Source organism: Azospira sp. MPR-E4 (genome assembly GCF_058809645.1).
The window spans coordinates 1-21,772 of sequence record NZ_JBXAST010000054.1; the positions used below are offsets into that span (position 1 = coordinate 1).

20 protein-coding genes and 1 tRNA gene are annotated in these 21,772 nt (G+C 55.7%); 20 read left to right on the plus strand and 1 reads right to left on the minus strand.

All coding sequences use genetic code 11. The features are described from left to right. Positions 1–447: 447 nt before the first annotated feature. The 3 genes from AC1RTA_RS13515 (at position 448) to AC1RTA_RS13525 (ending at position 2,782) form a co-directional block, all read left to right on the plus strand. Positions 448–1,131, plus strand: coding sequence for a response regulator transcription factor (locus AC1RTA_RS13515; RefSeq protein ID WP_014235386.1), 684 nt, complete (start codon positions 448–450; stop codon positions 1,129–1,131). After that, on the plus strand, positions 1,097–2,632 hold the full coding sequence (locus AC1RTA_RS13520; RefSeq protein ID WP_014235385.1) for a sensor histidine kinase: 1,536 nt from the start codon (positions 1,097–1,099) through the stop codon (positions 2,630–2,632). Before AC1RTA_RS13515 ends, AC1RTA_RS13520 begins: the two co-directional genes overlap by 35 nt. 74 nt (positions 2,633–2,706) lie before the next feature. Continuing rightward, positions 2,707–2,782: transfer RNA gene (locus tag AC1RTA_RS13525), tRNA-Phe, on the plus strand. 292 nt (positions 2,783–3,074) lie between these two features. On the opposite strand, the gene AC1RTA_RS13530 is transcribed toward AC1RTA_RS13525, so the two are convergent. Beyond that, positions 3,075–3,377, minus strand: coding sequence for a tyrosine-type recombinase/integrase (locus tag AC1RTA_RS13530; protein WP_492784982.1), 303 nt, complete (start codon positions 3,375–3,377; stop codon positions 3,075–3,077). A gap of 369 nt (positions 3,378–3,746) precedes the next feature. On the opposite strand from AC1RTA_RS13530, the gene rfaH reads away from it, so the two are divergent. From rfaH to AC1RTA_RS13615, 17 genes are all read left to right on the plus strand, one after another. Beyond that, positions 3,747–4,244 carry a transcription/translation regulatory transformer protein RfaH gene (rfaH, locus tag AC1RTA_RS13535; protein WP_492784983.1) on the plus strand — a complete coding sequence of 166 codons (498 nt, stop codon included), beginning with the start codon at positions 3,747–3,749 and terminating at the stop codon, positions 4,242–4,244. Positions 4,245–5,124: 880 nt separating this feature from the next. Next, the gene (locus AC1RTA_RS13540) at positions 5,125–5,487 is read left to right on the plus strand and encodes a UDP binding domain-containing protein (RefSeq protein WP_492784984.1); all 363 of its coding nucleotides are present in this window, start codon (positions 5,125–5,127) and stop codon (positions 5,485–5,487) included. 2 nt (positions 5,488–5,489) lie between these two features. Then, a complete protein-coding gene (locus AC1RTA_RS13545) occupies positions 5,490–6,947 on the plus strand; it encodes a mannose-1-phosphate guanylyltransferase/mannose-6-phosphate isomerase (protein ID WP_492784985.1) in 1,458 nt (485 codons plus the stop codon). A 90-nt stretch (positions 6,948–7,037) separates the two neighbouring features. Further along, positions 7,038–8,156, plus strand: coding sequence for a GDP-mannose 4,6-dehydratase (gene gmd / locus AC1RTA_RS13550; RefSeq protein WP_492784986.1), 1,119 nt, complete (start codon positions 7,038–7,040; stop codon positions 8,154–8,156). Positions 8,157–8,158: 2 nt separating this feature from the next. After that, entirely contained in the window at positions 8,159–9,139 is a 981-nt protein-coding gene (locus tag AC1RTA_RS13555) for a GDP-L-fucose synthase family protein (protein ID WP_492784987.1), read from the plus strand. A 62-nt stretch (positions 9,140–9,201) separates the two neighbouring features. Continuing rightward, complete coding sequence (locus AC1RTA_RS13560) at positions 9,202–10,404, plus strand: N-acetyl sugar amidotransferase (protein ID WP_492784988.1); 1,203 nt, start codon at positions 9,202–9,204, stop codon at positions 10,402–10,404. A gap of 11 nt (positions 10,405–10,415) precedes the next feature. Next, positions 10,416–11,465 carry an N-acetylneuraminate synthase family protein gene (locus AC1RTA_RS13565; protein WP_492784989.1) on the plus strand — a complete coding sequence of 350 codons (1,050 nt, stop codon included), beginning with the start codon at positions 10,416–10,418 and terminating at the stop codon, positions 11,463–11,465. Next, positions 11,462–12,613, plus strand: coding sequence for a polysaccharide pyruvyl transferase family protein (locus AC1RTA_RS13570; RefSeq protein WP_492784990.1), 1,152 nt, complete (start codon positions 11,462–11,464; stop codon positions 12,611–12,613). Before AC1RTA_RS13565 ends, AC1RTA_RS13570 begins: the two co-directional genes overlap by 4 nt. A gap of 228 nt (positions 12,614–12,841) precedes the next feature. After that, the gene (locus AC1RTA_RS13575) at positions 12,842–14,392 is read left to right on the plus strand and encodes a hypothetical protein (RefSeq protein ID WP_492784991.1); all 1,551 of its coding nucleotides are present in this window, start codon (positions 12,842–12,844) and stop codon (positions 14,390–14,392) included. Next, complete coding sequence (gene neuC / locus AC1RTA_RS13580) at positions 14,389–15,540, plus strand: UDP-N-acetylglucosamine 2-epimerase (protein ID WP_492784992.1); 1,152 nt, start codon at positions 14,389–14,391, stop codon at positions 15,538–15,540. Before AC1RTA_RS13575 ends, neuC begins: the two co-directional genes overlap by 4 nt. A 3-nt stretch (positions 15,541–15,543) precedes the next feature. Beyond that, positions 15,544–16,296: an imidazole glycerol phosphate synthase subunit HisF gene (gene hisF / locus AC1RTA_RS13585; protein WP_492784993.1), complete on the plus strand. Its 753-nt coding sequence runs from the start codon at positions 15,544–15,546 to the stop codon at positions 16,294–16,296. After that, positions 16,293–16,907: an imidazole glycerol phosphate synthase subunit HisH gene (gene hisH / locus AC1RTA_RS13590; protein ID WP_492784994.1), complete on the plus strand. Its 615-nt coding sequence runs from the start codon at positions 16,293–16,295 to the stop codon at positions 16,905–16,907. The genes hisF and hisH overlap by 4 nt, the downstream gene beginning before the upstream one ends. Beyond that, positions 16,904–17,602, plus strand: a complete 699-nt coding sequence (locus AC1RTA_RS13595; protein ID WP_492784995.1) for an acylneuraminate cytidylyltransferase family protein — start codon at positions 16,904–16,906, stop codon at positions 17,600–17,602. The genes hisH and AC1RTA_RS13595 overlap by 4 nt, the downstream gene beginning before the upstream one ends. Before the next feature lie 10 nt (positions 17,603–17,612). Further along, positions 17,613–18,755, plus strand: coding sequence for an acyltransferase family protein (locus AC1RTA_RS13600; RefSeq protein ID WP_492784996.1), 1,143 nt, complete (start codon positions 17,613–17,615; stop codon positions 18,753–18,755). Then, positions 18,704–20,551 (plus strand): ATP-binding cassette domain-containing protein, encoded by a 1,848-nt coding sequence (locus AC1RTA_RS13605; protein ID WP_492784997.1) that lies wholly within the window; start codon positions 18,704–18,706, stop codon positions 20,549–20,551. The genes AC1RTA_RS13600 and AC1RTA_RS13605 overlap by 52 nt, the downstream gene beginning before the upstream one ends. Positions 20,552–20,655: 104 nt before the next feature. Continuing rightward, positions 20,656–21,261: an FkbM family methyltransferase gene (locus AC1RTA_RS13610; protein WP_492784998.1), complete on the plus strand. Its 606-nt coding sequence runs from the start codon at positions 20,656–20,658 to the stop codon at positions 21,259–21,261. 322 nt (positions 21,262–21,583) lie between these two features. Beyond that, positions 21,584–21,772: hypothetical protein (locus AC1RTA_RS13615; RefSeq protein ID WP_492784999.1), on the plus strand; the 189-nt coding region annotated here is incomplete at its 3' end.

Consider the following 21,772-nt stretch of genomic DNA (forward strand, 5'->3'; position numbering starts at 1 on the left):
GGAGGGCATGGGGATTCTCCGCGGAGGATGCGGCGCCTGGGGGATGACCGGCGCTTTGAATGGCTCCATTGTGCCATTTCATTCATTTGAATGAAATGATGCCGTCCGGATGGAGCTGGCAGTGCCGTCCATGACGCGGCGCAGCAACCGGAGAGGGGCGAATTTGTTACACTGAAAAGGTTCCCGTAAGGAACGTCCGTGCGGCGGAAAGCGGCGCCAGAGGCGGTTTTTGGCCAGTGGTCGAGCGAGGACGAAGCGGAGGCGGGAACGCAGCACGCACAGAAAAAGCGCGCAAGAAAGATGGCAGGGGACGATTCGGTGCAGGAATCGAACCGCCCCCCGAGTCCCGCCGAAGCGAGACTCCTAAGACCATAAAAGGAGAACAGCGGCGCCAGATTAAGGGCGCGGGCTTACATAAAACTTACGCGGATCAGGCTCTTATCCTCCATGCGCATACTCCTGGCTGAAGACGACAAAATCATCGCGGACGGGCTTTCCCGTTCCCTGCGGCAGGGCGGCTACGCCGTCGACTGCGCCTATACGGGTCTGGAGGCCGACACGGCCCTGATGACCAATTCCTACGACCTGCTCATCCTCGACCTGGGCCTGCCCAAGCTGCCCGGGCTGGAGGTGCTGAAGCGCCTGCGGGCCCGCAATGTGCAGCTGCCGGTGCTGATCCTCACCGCTCTCGACGGCACCGGCGACCGGGTCAAGGGCCTGGACCTGGGGGCCGACGATTACATGGCCAAGCCCTTCGAGCTGGCCGAACTGGAGGCCCGGGTGCGGGCCCTCACCCGGCGTTCCTCCGGCACCGCCCCGGTCATCACCTGCGGTGCCCTGACCTACGACCAGGCCGGCCGGGTGGCCCAGCTGGACGGCCAGAACCTGGACCTCTCGGCCCGGGAACTGGGGCTGCTGGAAATCCTGCTCTCCCGGGTCGGCCGCCTGGTCTCCAAGGACCAGCTGGTGGACCACCTGTGCGGCTGGGGCGAGGAGGTGAGCCACAACGCCATCGAGGTGTACATCCACCGCCTGCGCAAGAAGCTGGAATCCGGCGGGGTGCGCATCGCCACCGTGCGCGGACTCGGTTACTGCCTTGAAAAGCCGCAAGAACCCGGCGCCGGCCGCTAAGGAGGGGGGCGACGCCCAGCGCTCCCTGTTCGGGGAAATCCTGGACTGGATGCTGGCGCCCCTGCTTTTCGTCTGGCCCATCAGCATCGCCATCACCCACTACTTCGCCAACATCGTCGCCGGCTATCCCTACGACCAGGCCCTGCGGGAGAACGTGAACGCCATCGCCCGGCAGATCCGCTACAGCGACAGCAAGCCGGTGATCAACCTTTCCGGCTCGGCCCGGGCCGTGCTGCGGGCCGACGAGGTGGACAGCGTCTACTTCCACGTCGTCACCCGGGAAGGCACGCGCCTGGCCGGCGACAAGGAACTGCCGGTGGCCCCCGAGCTGGTGCGGCCCCGGGACGACACCGGCGAGATCAGCTTCCGCGACGGCGAATTCAACGGCCAGGACCTGCGCATCGCCTACCAGTTCCTCGCCGATCCCAACCGGCCCGACGACCGCTGGCTGGTGGTGGAAGTGGGCGAGACCCTGGAAAAGCGCTCCCAGTTGGCCAACAAGATCATCGCCAGCGTCATCCTGCCCCAGTTCGTCATCATTCCCCTGGCGGTGATCCTGGTCTGGTTCGGCCTCTCCCAGGGCCTGAAACCCCTGACCAAGCTGCGCAGCCGCATCGAGGCCCGCCGTCCCGGCGATCTTTCGCCCATCAACACGCGCAAGGTGCCGGAAGAACTGCAGCCCCTGATCGAGGCCTTCAACGGCATGCTGGAGCGCATGGAGCGCAACATGGAGGCCCAGACTCGCTTCATCGCCGACGCCGCCCACCAGATGCGCACCCCCCTCACCGGCCTCAAGACCCAGGCCCAGCTGGCCATGCGGGAGAACGACCCGGAGCGCCTGCTGTACGCCCTGCGGCAGATGGCCGGGGCGGTGGACCGGGCCTCCCACCTGGTGAACCAGCTGCTCACCCTGGCTCGGGCCGAGGCCGGCAGCGGCGCCGCCAGCCAGCCCCTGGCGCCCATGAATCTGGACAAGCTGCTGCGGGAGATCGTCGAGGACTGGGTCATGCGGGCCCTGGAGAACTACATCGATATGGGCTACGAGCCTGCCGACGGCGCCACCGAGATCGAGGGCAACTCCTTCCTGCTGCGGGAGATGATCAACAACCTCATCGACAACGCCCTGCGCTACACCCCCGTGGGCGGCCAGGTCACCTGCCGGGTGGTGCGCCGGCGCAGCGAGGGCGGCGAATCGGAAGTGGTGCTGGAGATCGAGGATAGCGGCATCGGCATCACCGAGGAGCAGTCCGAACTGGTCTTTGAGCGCTTCTACCGGGTGGACGATGCGGGCACCGAAGGCTCCGGTCTGGGCCTGCCCATCGTCCGCGAGATCGCCGAGCTGCACCACGCCCAGGCCAGCCTGCGGCCCAATCCCAAAGGCCAGGGCAGCATCGCCCGGGTGGTTTTCCCCGCCTACCAGGAGCCCCGTCCCGAGCTGGCCGAAGATGCGCCCCTGGCCTCCGCCTGGAACCGCTCCCTGCCGCCGCCGGGGTCGGTGTGAGGGCGTTGCGAAATAAATGTCACAAAGTCTTTGACAGGCTGGTAGGTCGTGGCTACAATGCGGCCTTCGTTTTTGGCCAGTTAGCTCAGTTGGTAGAGCAGCGGATTGAAAATCCGCGTGTCCGTGGTTCGATTCCGCGACTGGCCACCAAATTCCAAAGGGCTCTCGGTTATCCGAGGGCCCTTTTCATTTGGTCAGCGTGACAAAAACGTGGCAACGACACCACGTTTTCCCCAGTCACCTATCTCGATTTGCGAGGCCGCGTTTGCTAGATGCTCCGTTGCAAACTTGGTATAGCGTCCACCATTGACCGCGTTTTCCAGCCGCCGAGCTCCTTGAGTTCATCACAACTGGTCCCGGCCTGAGGATGCCAGGAGGCTCAGGTATGGCGCAGGTCATGAAACCGGAAGTTCTCAATTCCCGCCTTCTGTAGGGCGGCGAACTAGTCTTTGTTACTCATATTGGCCTTAATCGGCTTGCCCAGGAAGGTAGAGCAGAACTGGGGATGTTTCCCGGTCTGTGCCCGGAGTACGGCTACCGCGTCTTTGTTCAACGGTACGCCTCGCGGTGTTCCATTCTTGGTTTTGTTGAGCCAAGCGGTTTGGCGTTGCAAATCCACCCGGTTCCATTCCAAGCCGAGGATTTCCCAGCACGGCGCCCCGTTGCTAGGGAAGGACGGGAAATGGAGGTCGGCTGATGCGGGCAGGCGGCAATTAGCCGTTCCGTTTCGGGCCTGGTTTGCCACCGTTCCCGTTCCGCTTCTTCGGGGAGCAAGCGGACGTTGGGGGGGGGCGGGGACTATCGATCCATTGCCACTCGTCCCTGGCAATCACCGTTCAGATCATGTAGCTGCTAATCTGCCTCTGCGCCCAGTCGGCCTGCAGTGGGCGGTCAATGGATAGTTGGAAAGTGGTTCGGCTAGAAATAGCGGGCGCGCTCCTGAAAAGGCAATTTGATTCTGAAAGTACTAACAAGCCCTTTGGGTGAAGGGGGCCGCCACAGAACAGAGGGTGGAAGTTTGATGACAAATGCGGCTTTTAATGGGGGTGTAATTGCCCTGCTGTAATGCCGAGAGGTAAAATATCCACCATAAAGATAGCGTTCAGAGGTGGCGATGCATTGGTATCTCGTTCATGCCAAGCCCAGGCAGGAAAAGTGCGCCCTGGAAAACCTCCAGCGGCAGGGGTATCAGTGCTACCTCCCTATGCTTCCTTACGAAAAGCTTCGGCAAGGGCTGTTAACCGTGGCTGACGAGCCCCTGTTTCCCCGCTATCTATTCATTCGCTTGGGGCAAGGGGAGGGGGGCAAGAGTTGGGCGCCGATTCGTTCGACCAAGGGTGTAAGTCGTCTGGTCAGTTTCGGAATCGAGCCTGCGCGGGTGGATGATGGTTTGATAGAACTGTTGCGAACTCAGGAAGCAGTGGTTCGAGCTAAGCCGGAGCGGCTGTTTGAGTCGGGTGAGTGTGTTCGCTTGACGGCGGCTCCGTTTGCAGGCGTCGAAGGCATTTACCAAATGGCCGATGGTGAGCGTCGAGTTATGGTGCTGATCGAGATGCTGAGCAAGACCGTGGCAGTGCGGGTCGCACCGGCGAGTTTGCGCAAGGTGAATTGATATCCCCTATGTCGTCATTGCCAGCTCGGCGAGAGGTTTTTCTCGATTTAATGACGAAGTGATACAATCCTGCCGCTTTTGCAGAGTTTTTCTCGGTGATGTAGCGTTTTGCGCACCTTGTTGCTCCGGTGTATTCCCCTCTCCCCTGCTATACAAACCTACTGGCCGCGCTTGCTGATCGTGAAACGGCATGGCGGTAGCATGCGTTGATTGCATTGATTCGCGTATCCCCGCGGCGGAAATTGGTCTCTTTGCAAGAGGATGTTCGGTTCGGAGTCTTGCGATGTGCGTCGGGCGCCTCAGGTTAGTAGGCGGGTGCAGATCAAAGGGCTGAGGTTGGAGCTTGGTGCATCAATTTTGCTTTCAGGTGCTCGCGGAGAAGGGGCGGGGGGCAAGGGTTGCTCCTGAGCAAGAGTGAGCGGTGAGCTAGGCTATACTAATTTCCGCTGGCTCCAGCGGGGGAGGCGGCGAGCCGACGGCGGAGTTTCTGCATCATAAAGTGGCTAAGCATGAAATGTTTCAAGTTGAATCTTGGCCTCAAAAGCTGAAGTGAGTTCTGTGAGGGTGGGCTCGCAGTGAATATCGCCATTGCCGGAACGGGTTACGGTGGCCATTGTTTGCCCAAGAACACGAAACAACTGCTGGCAAACATATCGTTATGTGCCTCAGAACCGGGGTCATGGCATCGCCGAGGCCAACACCACTCGCAAGGACTTCGTTGTCGACGAGATTATCCGCCGCAATCCGAAGGTCGTTGGTGTCCCTCGGCTGATTATGAAGGTCGGCTCGGACAACTTTTGTGCCTCCTCCATTCAGAGCATCATTAGACGCATTAGGGCTAAAGGCTTAGAAGTCGTTGTTCATGAGCCGGTAGTCAAGGATGTCGAGTTCCTCAATTCCAGGGGCTGAACTATTTTTCAAGGAAAACTGCCCGGACATTAGAAACTCCAAAGTGGCTGACCTAGTAAGGGGGCTGCAAGACTATGGTTGCGAGGTTCTTGTACATGATCCAATCGCAGATCCGATGGAGGCGAAACGCGAGTACGGTATAGCGCTATCTTCTTGGGAAGAACTTCCGCAGGCCCTGGCTTTTGTTGCGGCCGTATCTCATCGACAATATCACGACATGCCCATTAGCGATCTGCTGACGAAACTCCTTCCGGGCTGGGTTTTCGTCAATGTTAAGTCCGCTTACTCAAATCAATCCATCGCTGAAATGGGCTTTCGTCTTTGGCGCTTGTAAACATGCATAACATTCAGCCGGTCATTCTTTGTGGAGGTTCTGGGACGCGTTTATGGCCCTTGTCGCGTGCTGGCTTCCCTAAGCAGTTCCTTTGTCTAACGGGTGATGAAAGCCTTTTTCAGCTATCAGCAAGACGCTTAGCCGGATTGGGCTCTGTAGATATTGATGTGATAGAGCCGTTGGTCGTGACCAATGAGGATCATCGCTTTCTTGCACTTGAGCAACTACGCGAAATTAATATCGAAGTCGGTGCATTATTGCTTGAGCCTATCGGCCGCAATACTGCCCCTGCCCTTACCTTGGCTGCACTTGCTGCATCGGAGGGTGGCTCCGACCCCATTCTCGTCGTTACTCCAGCTGATCAGACCGTAGCCGACACCGAGGCCTTCACTGCTGTCATGCAGACGGCCATAAACGAAGCTGGTACCGGCAGCATTGTCATTTTGGGCGTTGCGCCAGATCGTCCAGAAACTGGTTATGGATATATCCAGGTTGACCGCGAATCCAAAAACTCCGTGCTGTCGGTTCGACGTTTTGTCGAAAAGCCGGATGAACATACTGCTCAAGCCTATCTTGACCAAGGTGATTACTTCTGGAACGCCGGCATATTCGTGCTCAGGGCCTCTGTCTGGCTGGCTGCACTCGAGCAATTCCGTCCTGATATTTTTGCCGCCACACGAGCTGCTTGGCAGGATCGCAGCATCGATAGGTATGCCGCATCTGTCTTTATTCGCCCAAACAAGCCGGCCTTCGAAGATATTCCCGTTGAATCGATTGACTATGCAGTCATGGAGCAATGTCCGGGTGGCGCCTTCCCAATAAAGATGATCCCATTGGATGCCGGATGGAGCGATCTCGGTGCGTGGGATGCCGTCTGGCAAGTTATGTCCAAGGACGATGACGGTAACGCCCACGTAGGCGACGTGCTTACCAGGGACAGTCGCAATACCCTAGTACAAGCGACTAGCCGACTAGTCAGCCTAGTCGGTGTGGAGAATCTTGTTGTGGTCGAGACAGCTGATGCCGTTCTCGTTGCCAATAAGTCTCGCAGTCAGGACGTCAAGCATATTGTCAACCAACTCACGTTTAGTGGTAGGGAAGAGCACACCCTGCACCGAAAGGTACACCGCCCTTGGGGGTGGTACGACAGCATCGACGACGGGCAGCGCTTCAAGGTCAAGCGTATTCGGGTCAAGCCAAAGGCCAGTTTGAGTCTGCAAAAGCACCACCACCGTGCCGAGCATTGGGTGGTTGTCCAAGGGACTGCAGAGATAACCAATGGAAATGAGACTATTCTACTTACCGAGAACCAGTCTACTTATATCCCCCTCGGTGAAGTACACCGTCTTGCTAACCCGGGAACTATTCCGCTTGAAATTATTGAGGTGCAATCGGGGAGTTACCTTGGAGAGGACGACATCGTGCGTCTCAACGACCACTATGGCCGCAGCGAAAAATAACTAGTGGCCCCCCCAAAAAAACTTTCTCGACAAATAATCTAATCAACTTGGCTGCTTATTGAAGAACTTAAGCAAGAAATGGACTTAAGCATGACACATTGCGACTCAGCGCCCATCTCACGCTCCCCTGGCGTTGCTTTAATTACCGGCATTACAGGCCAAGACGGCGCCTATCTAGCCGAACTTCTGCTCCAAAAAGGCTACGAAGTGCATGGTCTTAAGCGCCGTACCTCGCTTTTCAACACCGATCGCATTGACCATCTGTATCAGGATCGTCATGAAAAGGATGTCCGTTTTTTTCTTCATCATGGTGACATGACTGATTCGTCGTCACTGATCCGTATCATTCAACAAATACAGCCTGACGAGATTTACAATCTTGCAGCACAGAGTCATGTCGCGGTCAGCTTTGAGGAGCCTGAATACACAGCCAATTCAGACGCCCTTGGCGTCTTGCGACTGCTCGAAGCCATCCGCATCCTAGGCTTGGAAAAGAAAACACGTTTCTATCAGGCTAGTACCTCCGAGCTTTATGGCCTCGTCCAGGAAATTCCCCAGAAGGAAAGCACACCCTTCTATCCGCGAAGCCCCTACGCGGTCGCTAAACTCTACGGCTATTGGATCGTGGTCAACTATCGTGAAGCATATGGCATGTATGCCTGCAACGGCATCTTGTTTAATCATGAATCACCGGTGCGAGGTGAAACCTTTGTAACCCGGAAGATCACTCGTGCACTCTCTCGCATTAAGCTTGGGCTGCAGGACTGTTTATACCTCGGCAACATGGACGCAAAGCGCGACTGGGGCCATGCCAAGGACTATGTCGAGATGCAGTGGCTTATGCTTCAGCAGGAAAAGCCTGAGGATTTCGTGATCGCCACTGGTGTGCAGTACAGTGTGCGTGATTTCGTCGATGCCGCTGCCAGGGAGTTGGGAATAGTGGTTCGCTGGGAAGGCTCTGGCGTAGATGAGAAAGGCTACGACGCCTCTGGTAATTGTATCGTCCAGGTCGACCCCCGATATTTCCGCCCCACTGAGGTTGAAACTCTGCTCGGCGACCCCTCCAAGGCCAAACAGAAGCTGGGCTGGACCCCGCGCACGAGTTTCCAGGAACTGGTAAGTGAGATGGTTCGGGAAGATCTAAAGAGTGCCGAACGCGACGAGTTGGTAAAGAAGCATGGCTATCCGACCTACGACTACCACGAGTGAGTATGCGTAAAGGCGATAAAATCTACGTGGCCGGCCACCGCGGCTTAGTTGGTTCGGCACTGGTGCGTAATCTGCGCACAAAGGGCTATAACAACTTGTTATTGCGCACCCACGCCGAACTCGAATTGACCGATCAGCGAGCAACAGCGGATTTTTTTGCTGAAGAAAAGCCCGACTACGTGTTTCTTGCTGCCGCGAAGGTCGGAGGAATTTTTGCAAACAACACCTATCCGGCTGATTTCCTGTATTCGAATCTTGAGATCCAATCGAATGTTATACGTGCTGCCTACGAAAATAAGGTTAAGCGGCTTGTATTTCTCGGGTCGAGTTGCATATATCCCCGCGATTGTCCTCAGCCGATCAAAGAGAAATACCTGTTAACCGGCCCTCTGGAGCCGACTAACCGACCTTATGCTCTGGCCAAGATAGCTGGTATCGAAATGTGCTGGAGCTATAACCGACAGTACGGCACGAAGTATCTGGCGGTCATGCCTACAAACCTCTACGGGCCCGGCGATAACTATCATCCCTACAACAGTCATGTGATTCCCGCCCTCCTGCGCAAGTTTCACGAAGCAAAAATGGCGGGAGCTAGGGAAGTTGTCATCTGGGGTACCGGGACTCCGCGCCGTGAATTCTTATATAGCGATGATCTGGCAGATGCCTGCGTGTATCTGATGAGTCTCGAAGACCCTGCATACGAAGGGCTGCTGGGCAGCGACGAGTCCGTCACCTGCCGCTTTGAGCCCCCGCTTGTCAATGTTGGCGTGGGTGAGGATGTCACGATCGAGCATTTGGCGGAGTTGATCAGCGGTGTCGTTGGCTACTCCGGGAAAATCGTATTCGATCCAAGCAAGCCGGACGGCACGCCACGCAAGTTGATGGATGTGTCCCTCCTTAGCGGCAATGGCTGGAAAGCCAGAACAACGCTTGCGGTCGGATTGCGACTGGCTTACCGGGATTTTCTCGAGGCAGAGAAATAGGGTGGTTTCCCCTAAGCCGCCCTTGCTTTTTGATATGTATATTTGACTGGTGCTGAAGCGCTATGGAAAACGAAGCTTATTTTGGATTGCCGCCTGACGTAGAGTTCTGCAAGAACTGCGTTATCTCCAACCAGCGGCCGAACTCAACAGTAGAGTTCGGTAGTGACAAGAACGACAAGAAATCAACTATCGCCTTTGCCGATGGCTTGTGTTCAGCCTGCGCCTTCGCGTTCGAGAAGGATACCAACATCGACTGGAAAGCGCGCGAAGAGCGGTTGATCGAACTGCTAGGGCCGTTCAAGCGCAACGACGGGCGCTATGACGTTATCGTGCCGGGTAGCGGCGGGAAGGACAGCGCCTATACAGCCCACATCCTCAAGTACAAATACGGAATGAACCCACTGACTGTGACCTGGGCACCTCATTTGTACACTGACATCGGTTGGAAAAATTTCTCGAACTGGATGCATGTTGGCGGTCTCGATAATATCCTCTACACCCCGAACGGGAAGCTGCATCGTCTGCTGACCCGCCTGGCCTTCCTGAATCTGCTGCATCCTTTCCAGCCCTTCATCATTGGCCAGCGCATCATCGGTCCGGCCATGGCGGCGCGCTACGGGGTTGAGTTGGTGATGTACGGCGAGAACCAGGCTGAGTATGGCAACAACGTCGACGACAACAAACGTCCGACCATGGACCCGGCTTTCTATTCAACGGGTGAGACTCTCGACATGAAGTTCGGCGGCGTGACCATGCGCGACATCATCGCCCAGTACGGCTTTACGCTAGGCGACTTCGCTCCCTATATCCCCCCCACGCGTGAAGTCCTGGAAAAAGCGGGTGTAGAAGTGCATTACCTTGGCTACTACCTGAAGTGGGATCCGCAGGAGTGTTACTACTATGCCGTGGAGAACACTGGATTTCAGGCTAACCCCGAGCGTACCGAAGGTACCTATTCCAAGTACAGCAGCATCGACGACCGCATCGATCCATTCCACTATTACACTACTCTCGTTAAGTTCGGCCTTGGCCGTGCCTCCTATGATGCCGCCCAAGAAATCCGCAACGGCAAAATTACGCGGGAAGAGGGAGTTAATTTGGTTAGGAAGTTCGATCAGGAGTTCCCCGCCAAGTACTTCCGTGAGTTCCTCGAATATATCGATATTACCGAAGCCGAGTTCCACGAGACGGTGGACAGATACCGCTCTCCGCACCTTTGGCATAAGGTCGACGGCGTGTGGAAACTAAGGCACGAAATTGGCTGAAAGAGGCAGACATGTCTGAATTCGAAATCCTAGGTCGCAAAATTGGCTCTGCCCATCCTCCTCTGGTGATCGCAGAAATCGGCATTAATCACGAAGGCTGCTTGGATAAGGCTGTCCGAATGGTAGACGACGCACAGAACGTCGGCTGCGAATGCGTGAAATTCCAGTACCACGTCATTGAAGATGAAATGATTCCAAATGACGTGATTCCTGGTAATGCCAAGGAGTCCATCTGGGACATCATGAAGCGCTGTGCCCTCACGCGTGACGAGGAGGCCCGACTCAAGGCCTATGTCGAGTCCAAAGGGCTGCTCTATCTGAGCACGCCGTTCTCGCGTGCTGCCGCGAACGAGCTCGAGGCTTTAGGCGTGAATTGGTACAAGATCGGTTCCGGCGAGTGTAACAACTATCCGTTGATCCGCCATGTTGCTGCCTTCGGTAAGCCTGTAGTTTTGTCCACCGGCATGAATGATATAGACAGCATCCGTCCGGCGGTTGAGATCTTCCGCGAGGCCGGAGTGCCTTTCGCCCTACTACATTGCACCTCCATGTATCCGACGCCTTATGAGAAGGTGCGCCTAGGTGCTTTAGCAGAACTGGCCGAAGCCTTCCCGGATGCTGTGCTCGGACTATCGGATCATTCGCTCGGTCCCTACACCTGTTTTGCCGCGGTGCCGTTGGGGGCCTCTATTCTGGAAAAGCATTTCACTTCCAGTTACGACTGGCCGGGGCCAGATATTTCGATCTCGGTGGACCCCGCGCAACTGTCGGAAATGGTCAAGGGAAGTCTGGCCATTCACGCGGCACTCGGCGGCTCCAAGGTGATACTGGCCGAAGAGCAGCCGACCATAGACTTCGCTTACGCCTGTGTGGTCACCACCAGGCCCGTCAAGGCGGGAGAGTTTTTCAGCGCTGACAACATCTGGGTCAAGCGCCCGGGAACCGGCGAAATTAAGGCAAAAGATTACGAAAGCCTGTTCGGTAGGCCTGCGGCTCGCGATCTGTCGGCTAATGCGCAGGTGGCGTGGAGCGACGTGCAGAGAGCCGGTAGCAGCGAATGAGCACTGTGAAGAAAAGGCTGCGGGTCCTGCATGTTGCTAGTTTTGCTGGAAACATCGGTGACTTGGCGAATCATGCTGGTGCCCGGCTACAGTTCCAGCGCCACCTTGACTATGAACTGTCATTTACCGAGCTCGAGATCCGTGAGTTCTATTGGAAGCAGCGCAGTTTCGATGATGATTTCGTGCGCTACGCTAATAGCTTTGATTTGTTACTAATCGGCGGTGGCAACTATTTCGAGCTGTGGGTGGAATCATCGGCGACTGGAACTTCCATCGATATTTCGCCACAGCGCCTTGCGGCCTTGGATGTTCCCACTGCTTTCTATTCACTTGGGGCCGATATTGGGCAGGGGTACACTGCCTCTAGCGCTGAGCGCTTCCGTTCCTTCATGTCTGAGGTGATGGCGCGAGAATCTATGTTCGTCTGCGTGCGCAATGATGGATCCTTCAGCGCCCTGGAGGAGGTGCTGGGTGCTGACGTCGCTTCACGCATTCCCGTTATGCCGGATGGTGGTTTTTTCGCCAGGGCACCCAATACGAACCGATGTTTCGATCCGTTGCGAAAGATCGTCATCAATATCGCCGGTGACATGTTGGAGCGTCGCTTCCCGGGGCAGAAGACGACCCAGCAGTTTCTCCAGGAACTCGCTGATACCTGCGCTAGCCTTCTGGAAGCGGATGACGGACTTGCCATCGAGCTTGTGCCGCACATCTGGCGGGACATGGTCCTGATTGCTCAGTTGTTGCCCTTGATTCCCGACCGACATCTTCGGCGTAGAGTGGTGGTTTCTTCCTTAACGCCGACTAGCTCCGGCTTGCCCGCATTCTTATCGTTGTATGGCAACTGCGATCTGGCCTTAGGAATGCGTTTCCACGCAAATGTTTGTCCCATCGGCATGGCGACACCGACGCTGGGGCTGCTTACCTATCCGCAAGTGGAAAAGCTGTATGCCGAACTCGATATGAAGGACCGCCTGCTTGATGTGGCGTGCTGCGACGGTGATATCATGCGGGCGCGTGTCTTGAAGGAGTTGAACGAGCTCCCACGCACTCATGCGCTCTACATTGAAGCGAACCTGAAGCTACAGCGGCAGGCGAAGAACGTATTGGACGAAATGAATGCCTGGCTGCATCCTTTTTTTTCTTGAATTGTGAAGATACTGTTCTTTACACCCCACGTCGCTCTCTGGGAGCATACAGTTCCCGAAGCGTATCTTGCCAAGGGGTTGTCAGAGCTTGGGCATGATGTGGAATATATGACTTGTGGGCGTGCCCAGTCATATTGTGCGCCAATGAGCGCCCACGGCCATAAGCCGTCCTGTTCGGCGGATAGCATACGTCCGATATGCGATGCCTGCGAGGCTGGCGTCAAGTCCTTGCACTCAAGCTACGGCTTTCCGACATTCAACCTCGCTCAGTACATTACCTCGGCAGACAGGGCTGCCTGCGAGGTGCTGGCCAAGCAGGCTTACGAGCAGAAAACGCTTTATACCCAAAGCCACGGTATTGAGGTTGGACGTCTGACGCTGTACGAATTTACCCTCGCCCACAAAAAAATGTCTACGGTACTGACAGAGTCCGAATGGGCGGAATACCGAATCTACCTACTGAATGCGCTGATTTCCCTAAGAGCTTTCGCGCGGTTCTTGGAGCAGGCGACCCCGGAAGTCATCGTCGCATTCAGTCCGCAGTACTCGAATATCAATCCCTGCATGCAGTTCGCAATCAGGCGAGGCATAAAGGCGTTTTTCATGGAGAGTGGCACAAATTTAAGCCATCGCCTGGGTACCATGCGCGTATGGGACTGGCAGAGCCACAGGCTGGTAAATCCCGCTTTAAAATACTGGGGCCGTAGCGAGCTCAATGTAGTTACCGAGGAGACCGCCCGTGCGGTTTCGGGACATTTTGAGCAATTACTTAGTGGTAAGCACTTCGCCGTTTTTTCTTCGCCTTATGCTGGCCATGGGGGCGATGTAGGTATTCGCAGTAAATGGGCAATACGTTCGGAGCAGAAAGTGCTGCTGATGACATTGAGCAGCTACGACGAGGCTTATGCGGCGTTCTTGATTGATGCCTTCCCGGAGAATAAGGTTTTCAGCAATGTGTACCGAACCCAGGCGGAATGGGTCAGGGCCACGATTGCATGGGTCAAGCAAAGACCGGATCTCTTCCTTGTAATTCGCGTGCACCCTCGCGATTTTCCGAATAAGCGTGAGCAAGCTCGTTCCGAGCAGTCCTTCATGCTCGAAGACTTGCTGGAGAATGTGCCGGAGAACGTCCACGTTAACTGGCCATGTGAGGGTATTGCCCTTTACGAGTTACTCGAAGATACCAGTGTGATTCTGACAGGTTGGTCGATAACCGCCATGGAGGGATTAATCCTCGGCATCCCCGTAGTAACCTATGATCGGCGGCTTCCGTCCTATCCGCCAGATATCATGCGCACCGGAAGCTCGGAGGACGAGTACTTGAGGAATATTGAGGCGGCGCTTGAGGCCGGTTGGAGCATGGACAATGTGGTCAACGGCTTTCGTTGGCTTGCCTACAACTTTGTAACCAGCACCGTCGTTGCGTCACGCCGATTTGGACGTCATGAGCTAGCCAACAGAGGGCTTGTCGAGCGTATCCTGTGGCGCATTCGAAAAAAGCTGCCTCGCTTAGCTCGCCCGCTTGAATTGCTGGGTTGGCGAGACGCCAAGCCAGGTGCCGAAATCATCGATGCCATGTTGAGACAGGGCTATGATTCGATTCCTGCTGTGCGCGCGCAGTCGCGAAGACCTCAAGCAGCGGATGCAGACAAGGAAATAGTGAAGCGTGAGCTACGACATCTGCATGAGCTCCTGTATTCTGGTTCGCAATTGCCTGGCGATAAGCCGGGGCTTTCCAAGAATATACGCAGCCATCTCAATATGGAGTCCAACGCGTGACCCGAAAGATTCTCTTCCTAACCGGGACCCGCGCCGATTTCGGCAAGTTGAAGCCGCTGATTCAGTCGGTGGATGCCGCCGAGGCCTTTGAGGCAGCGATCTTCATCACCGGTATGCATACATTGTCGCGTTATGGATATACTCTTGACGAGGTATATCACGCCTTGCCTGAACATCGTTTGCGCGACGGCACCCGCAGCGTCTATGTTTACCACAACCAGGTTGTCGGTGAGCCCATGGAACGCGTTCTGGCTTCCACAATCGAAGGCCTGTCGCGGTATCTGACCGAGTTCCGGCCTGATCTCATTGTGGTGCACGGGGATCGCGTCGAGGCACTCGCGGGCGCCATCGTTGGGGCTCTGCGTAACATTTTGGTCGCTCATGTTGAGGGTGGCGAAGTCTCGGGCACGGTGGACGAATTAATCCGACATGCGGTGACCAAGATGTCCCATATTCATTTTGTCGCCAACGAAGAGGCTTCGCGGCGACTGTTGCAACTGGGGGAGCGGCCAGAAACCATACACATCATCGGCTCACCCGATATCGACCTGATGATGTCGTCGTCGCTGCCGGATATCGCCGAGGTAAAACGTTACTATGACATTCCCTTCCCCGATTATGGGGTGACCATCTTTCATCCTGTTACCACTGACCTTGCCGATACCGAGCGCTCAGCTCAAGCCATTGCTGACGCTATTCTCGAAAGCGAACGAGAGCATGTGGTGATTTTCCCGAATAACGATGAAGGATGCGAATTGATCTTCAGCGCCTGGAAGCGTCTGGAGAATAACCGGCGCATTAAGCTGCTGCCCTCGATGCGGGTTGAGTATTTTCTTGTTATGCTGCGCAATGCGCGCTACCTGCTGGGTAATTCCAGTGCCGGAATTCGTGAATGCCCAGTTTTCGGCGTGCCGGCCATCAATGTGTCCACTCGCCAGACCGGCCGCGCCAATTCACCCTGCATCGTCAATGTGGAAGGCGAACGTGGGCAAATTCTTGAGGCGATTGGCACTATCTGGCGCAATCTGGAGCGGCATGCGCCAGACTTGGCCTTCGGCGCAGGCAACAGCGCCCAGCTTTTCCTTGAGGCGATGGGCAAGGAAAGTTTTTGGCAGGTGTCCACCCAGAAGCTCTTCAATGATATCTGAGTCATGCAAAGACTGATCGCTCGGTTGGATATCAAGAACGGCGTCGTCATTAAGGGCATACACCTAGAAGGTCAGCGTCGCATCGGCGATCCCGTTGAGCTAGCGTGTAAGTATTACGCGGAGGCGGTGGATGAGATCCTGATGATGGACTCGGTGGCGAGCCTATACGGCCGCAGCAATCTGTTCCATACAGTTTCTGCGGCCTGCAAGACCGTCTTCGTGCCCATCACTATGGGTGGGGGCGTACGCGCCGTTGAGGATGTGGAGCAGGCGCTCGCCGCCGGTGCCGACAAGGTGGCAGTGAATAGTGCGCTGGTGCGAAATCCTCGCCTTGCTGAACAGATCGCTGCTGTCTATGGCAGCCAATGCCTGGTTGGCTCTATCGAAGCCAAGCGCAAAGGCCAGGGCTGGGAAGCTTATATCAGCAACGGCCGTGAACCGACCGGCCGTGATGTGGTCGAGTGGGCTAAGGAACTAGAACAGCGCGGCGCTGGAGAACTATTGGTGACCTCAGTGGACCAGGAGGGTACGCAGCGCGGTTTTGACCTTGAGTTGTGTGCGGCGGTCGAGGCTGCGGTACGTATACCGGTTGTGGCTTCGGGCGGTGCCGGAAAGCTCGAGCATCTGCGGCAGCTCGATGCGTACACCCAGTTACAGGGGGTGGCTATTGCTTCTCTTCTCCACTATGAGAAGGCCAGCGTTGCAGAGCTCAAGTCGGTCTTGCCCAACACGGTAAGTCGTAGGAGCGGCCGATGATTGCCGTCGTCGACTACGGTATAGGCAATGTACGTAGCGTGTTAAACGCGCTCGAATACATCGGCGCCGAGGCGGAGCTGACGCGTGATCCCGGGCTTTTGAGTAAGTCCGACGGCTTGGTGCTGCCGGGTGTAGGCGCCTTCGGCGAAGGCATGCGCCGCCTTGATATGTATCAGTTGCGCGAACCCCTGATGGCAATGGCGCAGGCGGGTAAGCCACTGCTCGGCATCTGCCTGGGCTTTCAGATGTTGATGCGTTCGAGTACGGAGCAGGGGCGGCACGAAGGCTTGGCACTGATTGAATACGATGTTGTGAAGCTACCGGTCGAGGCGCGTCTCCCACATATCGGGTGGTCGCGCGTGACCGGCTCAGCTGATGCGTCGCCTCCCAGACTGCTCCAAGGTGTAGAGGACGAGTTCTTCTATTTCGTCCATAGCTATGGAGTGGTGAACCCCCAGCCACCGATCGTGGCTGGACTCGCCACCTACGCCGCTTGCCAGATCGCCGCCCTGGTGGAGGTCGGCAATGTGTTTGGAACGCAGTTCCATCCCGAGAAGAGTGGAGATGCCGGCCTACATATGTTGCGGAATTTTCGGGACCTGTGCCAATGAACGATAAGTACTTGGCCATCGTGACCGCCCGCGCCGGAAGCAAACGCCTGCCCGACAAGAATATACGTGAGTTGTGTGGGAAGCCGCTCTTTGTCTGGTCCGTGACGGCTGGGGCCGAGTGTCCCGACGTTGGCGCAACAGTGGTGACAACAGATTCCCGCCAATACCAGGATTTGGCGCGTGCGGCCGGCGCCGAGTGCCCGCGTCTCCGGCCGACCGAGCTGGCCAGCGATACCGCGTCCAGCTTTGATGTGGTTAAGGACGTCCTTGATCACTACGGAAGTGGATTGGCCGCGTATAGAAACTTTGTCCTGCTACAGCCGACTTCACCGTTGCGGACCGCGAATGATGTCGCCGCTGCGATCGCTTTGCACAGGAACAGTGGCGCTCCGGCCGTTGTGTCTGTTTGCGAAGCCGAGTGTCCGCCTGCTTGGATCGGGCAGATTGGCGATGACCTGACAATGGACGATTTCATACGTCCTGAATACAAAGGAGTGAGAAGCCAGGATCTTGGCCATTGGTACCGCCTTAATGGCGCCATCTACATTGTCAATATTGAGGTTTTCCTCGCCGAGCGGACTTTCACGCCGAAGGGCACTATTGCGTACGTTATGCCTAGGGAAAGATCCATAGATGTCGATACTGCACTCGATTTCCGGGTGGCTGAGGCGCTGATGCGTCAAGCCAGGACTTGACGAGGTGCAGATGAGTGAGGGCGAGAAATTCGAGTACCTGGGGGCGATTCGCGGTGTCGCCGCCTTCGTTGTGTTCCTCGCCCACATCGTTCAGGTTTTCTGGTTGCGCGTTTGGGGTCTCGGATCTTGGCAGCATAGCATTTCCTCGGATGCCAGCTACTATTCCGTCATTGTGTTCTTCATCCTGAGCGGCTTCCTCATCACGCATTCGATCGAGGTCAATGCCGCGCGAAACGGCATACTTAACCTGACTGAGTTCTTCGTGGCCCGGTTCTCGCGTCTCTATCCTCCGTTTCTGTTTTCGATTGCCATTTCGCTTCTTGTGTACGCATGCCTCGAGCTGTTTAAGTTGCCTGGCCGGACCTCGCCAATGATCCTGCCCGGCGATGTCTACACTGCGCGGGAGATTGTGCAGCTTCCTCTCAGGGAGTTACTGTCGGCCTTGTTAATGCGCGACGGACTGGCGGAAATAAACGGCCCGCTCTGGAGTCTGTACATGGAGGCTAAGCTCTACGTTTTATTTGCGTGCGGCTATGCCTTGTGGCAAGGACGCCGCCGTGCATTTGTTATGGTTTTGCTTGCTATCACATGCTACTACACCATGCGAGCCGGGTGGCGTTACAACTCCGAGTTCATGCGGTATGCGGCTATTTGGCTATTGGGTTCCTGTGCCTACTATCTTCGCATCCCCTTGAAGCAGGCTTTGCGGAAGCGCTCGCTTGCGTGCGGTGTATGCCTGGCGGCCCTACTTGCCGCCGTTGATCTGGCTGCAGCGCATTTCGAGCTTACTCCTTTGCGGGGGGGCGGTCGCCCTGTATGGATTGATGTCCTCATTTCTGCCGGCATCGCTGCATTCCTCTTTGGCCTCCGCCCTAGGCTAGGCTTCGGCGACAAAATAGCGGACTACTCATATAGTCTCTACGCAATGCACTTTCCCGTACTGCTGTTGGCCCAGGCTCTACTTGTTGCCAGTGGCTGCACATCGCTTGCGGGGGCAGCCCTAGCCAGCGCTTGTGGCGGAGTTGCCGCCATTGTCCTGGCCCAGGTGGGAGGGCGGCTGGAGGCGGCTAAGCCCCGGATACAGCGCCAGGTACTTTCCCTATGGCAATTCGTTTTCGACAAGACGCTTGCCTCCTTTCCGAACATGCGATAGCTAGAAACGTGTCCAACTCAATGAATCCATCTACACCAATTGGACGCATCCGTCGTCTAGTTGCATTCTTTCAGCAAGTGCTTGGCGTCGGTCGCATCATTCTGATGTTGTTTTCCAGTCTGCTTATTACCGTGATCGAGTTAGCGGGTCTGGCACTAATATTCCCCTTCCTCAAACTAGCCACGGACCCCGCTTTCTATCAGGGGGCCCTTGAAAAACTCGAAGACCTAGGCATGTCGGGCGCAGACATCCCCCACAAGACCGCCGTGGTGGTGGCGGGTCTCTGCCTTACAGCCGTTTATGTATTGAAGGGATTTTTACATGTCAAGTTGGTCGCTTACCAAGCGAGGATCGCTTCGGATATCACTAAGCGTACGAGTGGAGATCTGATTCAGCAGGCTTTGTATTCGCGGTTCCAGCTGTTCCAAGACCATGGCGCCGTCAAGATCGCCGGCATTTCCTACTCGAATACTACGCATGCGACGATGTTGTTCCAGGCCCTGATGTCGGCTGCTAACGAGTTGGTGCTGCTGAGTCTATTGTTTATCGCGATTACCGTAGCTACTCCGTGGCTGAGCGTACTGATTCTCCTCACGCTCTTCGTGCTTGCGGTTGGCTTCTTTCTGCCACTCTCCAAACGAGCTGCTCGAATTGGACGAGAGACTCAGGCTACCGATCTTGCGCGGCATCGTTTCGTATTCACGATGGCCAACGCAATTCGCGATATAAAGATCATGGGTTTGGAGCTTACCTTTAGCAACCGTAACCGCACCATCGCTGATCGCCATGCGGATCTGACGGCAAACTATGTGTCGGTGTCCGCGACCCAGAGGATTGCTGTTGAAGCGATCATGGTTTCTGCGATCGTCGGTGCCTGCATTTGGATAAGTCTTTCTGGGCAGGATCTGGTTGCCCAGGCGCCCTTTCTTGTGACGATGGGGCTAGTGGCAGTGCGTGCGGCGCCTGCATTTTCCCGGCTGGCCGGTGCATATAGTGGTTTCCGGTATTCGTTACCTTTTGTCGAGGGGTTGCTGGACATGCGCGCAGCCATCGGGAGCTATGTTCAGCCGCGCCATAATGACGAAGTTGATTTCAGGGGGGCGTATGTGGCACGGAATTTGGGATTCAGTTACCGCGACACTGTCGTCCTGAACGATGTCTCAATCGAAATTCCGGAGGGTGGAGTGACTGCCGTAGTTGGCGGCTCTGGCGCTGGCAAGTCAACACTGCTGGACCTGCTGGCTGGACTGCAACCTGCGGCGAACGGAAGGTTCAGCATGGGTGAAAGGGTGTTCGATCCTTTCGGCAATACTGATTTTGCAGGGAAAATCGGCTATGTGCCGCAGCAGATCGCTTTGTTGGACTCCACGCTTGCATACAATATTTCACTGGAGGATCAGCCCGATTCTCAACGTTTGAGCCGGGCTATAGAACAGGCAAATCTGTCTTCGTTTATAAGTTCTCTCTCGGATGGCATTGATACGGTATTGGGCGAGGGGGGGCAAGGGGTCTCCGGGGGGCAGCGACAGCGAATTGGTATCGCGCGCGCTTTGTATCGACAGCCTGCATTGCTGATCCTAGATGAGGCTACGAGTGCTCTTGACCCAGACACCGCAGCGGCGGTGATGGCCGAGTTGATGCGCTTGCGTGGTGAAACGACGATTTTGATCGTGACGCACAATCTGGCAGCCGTTACCCACGCAGATCGTGTATACCGTCTCGATGACGGAAAGCTATTTCTGGATGCCACTTTACCTATTGCTTCCGAGTCACTACTTCAAGAGGTCTCCCGTTGAAGGCATTTCTAAGATCGAATCTCGGCTGGTTGCCCCGTTTTTTGATCCGAGCAGTAGATCCTTGGGCTCGTCTTTCCTACTCCCAGGAGGGCGAGGATATGCTTTTGGAACGGCTGCTCGCTAACCAAAAAATAGGTTTTTATGTGGACGTTGGTGCACATCACCCCAAGCGCTTTTCTAATACCTATTACTTCCATATGCGCGGCTGGCGGGGCATCAATATCGACCCGAATCCTGTGGCCTATGATCTGTTTATGAAGATGCGGAGCCAGGATATCAATCTACAGCTGGGCATAGCCGATCACACCGGTGAGTTGTTGTACTTCGAGTTTGAAGACCCCGCCTTAAATACGTTTGACGAGTCATTGATGCATGAGCGCGAGCGTAATACGCCTTACAAGTGCATTGGGACCCAGTGTGTCCGGGTGGAGCCTTTAGCAAAGGTGCTTGAGAAACATTTGGTCAGCGGACAAGAGATTGACTTTTTGACAGTGGATGTGGAAGGACTGGATCTGAAAGTGTTGCGATCCAACGATTGGATTAAGTTCAGACCCAAGTACGTTCTTGTGGAATCACTTGCGACATGTTTAGACGATGTATGCAAAGGCGAGTTATATAAATTCATGACCAGCCAAGGCTACGGTTTTTTTGCCAGAACCGTGAATACGATGTTCTTTCTAGATAACACAGACAAATCTAATGTCGTATAGGTCAGCTGGCAAGGGCGTTGGTGCCAATATAGAGATTCATGCGCCCGTTGCGCTATTCGTATATAACCGCCCTTGGCATACCCAGAAAACGGTAGAAGCACTGCAGCGGAATGATGGTGCTGGCGACACTGACCTAGTGATTTATTCCGATGCGCCTGCAAAGCCGGAAGCCTGCGAGTCGGTACAGAACGTACGTAGTTATGTTGAATCGATCCGTGGATTTCGGTCCGTTCGGATAATTCTGAGGGAAGAAAACTGGGGGCTCGCACGTTCCGTTGTAGATGGAGTCACTCGTCTATGCAATGAGTATGGGAAAGTCATTGTGCTGGAAGATGACTTGGTGACCTCACCATGGTTCCTGAAGTATATGAACGATGCGCTGATACGCTATCAAAACGACGAAAGAGTCATTAGCGTTCATGGGTTTATGTTTCCGGTAAAAGAGGTTTTGCCAGAAACGTTTTTTCTGGTGGATCCGGGGTGCTGGGGGTGGGCCACTTGGGCTCGGGGC